This is a genomic window from Kluyvera ascorbata ATCC 33433 (assembly GCF_000735365.1).
Classification (GTDB): domain Bacteria; phylum Pseudomonadota; class Gammaproteobacteria; order Enterobacterales; family Enterobacteriaceae; genus Kluyvera; species Kluyvera ascorbata.
On sequence record NZ_JMPL01000201.1, the window covers coordinates 1 to 3,774 of the forward strand.

The 3,774-nt window shown below is 50.5% G+C and carries 4 protein-coding genes; all 4 read left to right on the top strand.

What is annotated here, in order from left to right:
- Nucleotides 1-604, top strand: a 604-nt coding sequence (locus GKAS_RS22925) for a GGDEF domain-containing protein (RefSeq protein WP_035897788.1), incomplete at its 5' end; no start/stop codon positions are given.
- 104 nt (nucleotides 605-708) lie between these two features.
- Entirely contained in the window at nucleotides 709-1,344 is a 636-nt protein-coding gene (locus GKAS_RS22930; protein ID WP_035897790.1) for a carbonic anhydrase, read from the top strand.
- Nucleotides 1,345-1,699: 355 nt separating this feature from the next.
- Nucleotides 1,700-1,960 carry a DUF2534 family protein gene (locus GKAS_RS22935; protein WP_035897791.1) on the top strand — a complete coding sequence of 87 codons (261 nt, stop codon included), beginning with the start codon at nucleotides 1,700-1,702 and terminating at the stop codon, nucleotides 1,958-1,960.
- 196 nt (nucleotides 1,961-2,156) lie between these two features.
- Nucleotides 2,157-3,629, top strand: a complete 1,473-nt coding sequence (locus GKAS_RS22940; protein WP_035897793.1) for a GGDEF domain-containing protein — start codon at nucleotides 2,157-2,159, stop codon at nucleotides 3,627-3,629.
- Nucleotides 3,630-3,774 lie beyond the last annotated feature (145 nt).

A 3,774-nucleotide genomic window follows, 5' to 3' on the forward strand; every position in this document is an offset into this window, starting at 1 on the left:
TGAGTACAATTTTTCCGTCTGGTATCTGAGCCGCGGCATTGAGGTAGTCTGCACTTTCTTTGTGATTATTGTGCTGCTGTATGACATTTTTCTGATGCACAAAAACTCCACCATGCTCTCGATTCATGACCCATTAACCGGCATCTACAATCGCGCGTATTTCTACAAAGAGTTACAGCAGCGAGTAGCTTCCAGGGACGATATCAGTGTGATGATTCTTGATATTGACCATTTTAAGCGTATCAATGACCGCTATGGCCACCCGGTCGGGGATGCGGTTATCAGATGCGTTGTTGAACTGGCCAGGAGTGCGATTCGTGAAAACGATGTCCTTGCTCGTATTGGCGGTGAGGAGTTCGCCGTGCTGATGTATAACGCATCACCGCAGGTGGCGCAGATCGTTGCAGAAAGAATCCGCGCCCGTATCGCGATAGAGACCGAAAAAAATGTGCCGCAATTAACGCCGGAACCGATGACGGTGAGTATTGGCGTGTTTACGTCACCGGATAAACGTTTCACAGCAGATGAGTGTATTTCGTTTGCTGATAAAGCGTTATACGTTGCCAAAAGAAGTGGGCGAAACCGAGTTGTTGTCAGTGAGTAACGAAGGGGTAACGCTATTGAGTGCTTTCTCTTCTGCACACAGGTGGTACACTGAAAATGTGATATCAATCATGACCTGCGTAAAAACGAAAAAGAGATACTGCTATGCAACATATCATTGAAGGGTTCCTCAACTTTCAGAAAGAAGTTTTTCCTCAACGTAAGGAACTCTTCCGCAGCCTGGCGTCCAGCCAGAACCCAAAAGCGCTGTTCATCTCCTGTTCTGACAGCCGTCTGGTCCCTGAGCTGGTTACCCAGCAGGAACCGGGGCAGCTGTTCGTCATCCGTAACGCCGGTAATATCGTGCCGTCCTTCGGCCCGGAGCCGGGTGGGGTATCTGCAACCATTGAGTACGCGGTTGTGGCGCTTGGCGTAACCGATATTGTGATTTGTGGCCACTCTAACTGCGGCGCGATGAAAGCTATCGCCACCTGCCAGTGCCTGGAGCCGATGCCAGCGGTTTCCCATTGGCTGCGCTATTCTGATGCTGCCAAAGCGGTTGTTGAGAAGAAAACCTACGCGAACGAAACCGATAAGGTTAACGCGATGGTAGAAGAGAACGTCATTGCGCAGTTGAACAACATCAAAACGCACCCGTCGGTAGCGGTGGGTCTGCGCGATAACGCGATTCGTCTGCATGGATGGGTGTATGACATTGAAAGCGGTGCTATTCGCGCGCTGGATAAAAACACCAAAACGTTTGTCTCGCTGGCGGATAACCCGGAAGTCTTCTTCGAATAATCCCCCCAACGCCGCCTGCGGGCGGCGTTAACGTTTTTTTAACGAGTGTGAGCTTGCCGCGTTTTGCCGAACGGCGAGGGGTCGCATTGGTTATTACATAAAGAAAGGGGTGCCAGGCCATCGTCTTGTCCTCCGTTGCCGTTGTTTTAAACATGGCAAATCAAGGCGGAAGGGCGCTCCTGCAAAAGAATGAATCTGCCCCGCTATGGTCATGCTTTAGCATGATGACCTGCATCAAGACGGGAGCGGTTTGATAGTCACTTAGTTACCTCACGCAAACAAAAACATTCAATTCATGCTTCATTAGTGTTACAAATACAGCAAAATATCGTGTAGTCAGCGTCGGGAGGATGCGATGATTCTGGAGAAACTGCGGACACCAAACGGCAAGAAATTCCTGCTGTGTGCTGTAGTGGTATTTACCATTGCCGTGGTAGTGGTAGGGCGAGCGACTTTTGGTGGTGTGGTCAGAGAGTATAATCTGCCGTACGCCGAGTGGACCACCGGTATGTTTGTGCTGCAAGGCGCGATGGTGATGGTCTATAGCTCGATATTTACCATACTGTGTTCCATTCCGCTGGGGTTTTATTTCTTAGGTTCCGATAACCAGCACTAATCACTTTGGGTGAGGGACGGCGCTCACCCTTCCTGAAATCCTATTGCCATTAGGCCTGACTCCTGACAGGATCGAATTCTCGCTTGCGAAAGTTCTCGTCCATAATGATCTGATACGTATTGAAAACGTACCGTGTCGCTGTGGCTGACTGCGCGGGTAGCGTTTTAGGGAATTAACCCATCCGCACGGGGTGTCAGTGAGAATTATTCAGGATAGTTTGCGTAAAAAGCAGTCCCTACTGGTCTCAGTGGCGGTCACCTGCCTGCTTATCTGTCTTGCCATTTTTTTCTTGTACCAGCGTACGCTATCGCAGGTGAATGAAGGCATTCACGAACTTCAAAATCAGATGGTTACCTTGTTTAACGATAACGAGCTGATGGCGGAAGCCGCCGGCGTGCGTTATCAGCAAATAAGCCGTCACTTTTTGTGCGGTGATGCCGATGTTTTTGAGCCTCGCGGTGAGGCCTGGGGAATTAACGCCGATGCAAAAAATATCGATAATCAGCATGGTGCATTGATCTCCCGCAGCCCGGAGCGCAGCGCTCGTTGTATCTACGTCGCGGCCGAATACATTCGGGATAAAGTTCGCGCACTCAATCCCGAACAGCATGATATCCATCGCTATATTATTGCCAGCGACGGCCGCTGGTTTTACTGGTTCACCCCAACAGATTCCATCCCGTTTAGCTTTGAAACCTCGCAGATGGCACATGACCCGAGTCATTTTTTTAATGAGCCGGAGATGTTCTACGATCGTGTGCTGCAAAAGAGCGTACGCAAAAAGTCACTCAGTTCGACAACCTTTTACTCCGATAAAATCACCGGCGATAAAGCTTACAGCGTAGTGAGCTATATCTACGATCTCTCGGAAGGTGAACCGAGCAACCATATCATCGGTTATCTGGCCTACGATCTGTCGCGAGTCGAGCTACAGCGGATGCTGGGGCTTGCCTTTAATCAACAGGTGCCGCCAGGGTTGATTATGGGGTATCAAAGCAAAGAAACCGGTGAAGTGCTGTGCATCATTGGCAACTGCGGTTGGCTGGATAGTCACCGTATTCACACCGTATCGTCGCGCTATGAAATAAAGTATGCGCTTCCCTTGTGGCTTTTTATTACGCACACCCCGCAAGCGCAGGTGATGATGGCATTAGCCCCGGTGCTGCTGCTCTTGTTATTCTTATTGATCCGTTACCATCTTAACCATGCTGACCTGAGATTTTATCGCGACCCGCTCACCGGCTGCTTTACGCGCAATATTTTTGCGCTTATCCAACAGCGCGCTCTGCCTTTTATGACGGTTATTCTCTTTGACTGTAATAAGTTTAAGGCGATAAACGACAGCTACGGGCACCAGGCGGGCGATCGAGCGCTGCAGGCTATCTCGCAGTGTATGCTGAGTGATATTCGCGCAAACGGTGATTGGGTGATTCGCAGCGGCGGTGATGAGTTTGTGGTGTTGCTGAGTCGTACTGATATTGCGCATGCGCACATGGTGGCAGAACGGATTGCGGCGAAGATTGCGGTCTTTCCCTTTAGCCCGCAGGGGCAGGAGGTTCCGCTATCGGTATCATGGGGGGTTGCGCCTTGCGTGACGACGCTGGATGCGGCCATTCAGCAGGCCGATCTCGACATGTATCAGATGAAGAAGCGTCGCGGGGAAAGGTGATAAGCCGGGCAGATGCGCGGCTTATCTCTGGTTTACCACCAGCCTAGCTGAACGCCTACGACGGTAATAATGGCGATGATCAGCATAATAATCGTGGTCTTTCTCATTGTGCTCCTCCCGGCAACGCGTAACCGCCAATAAAAAA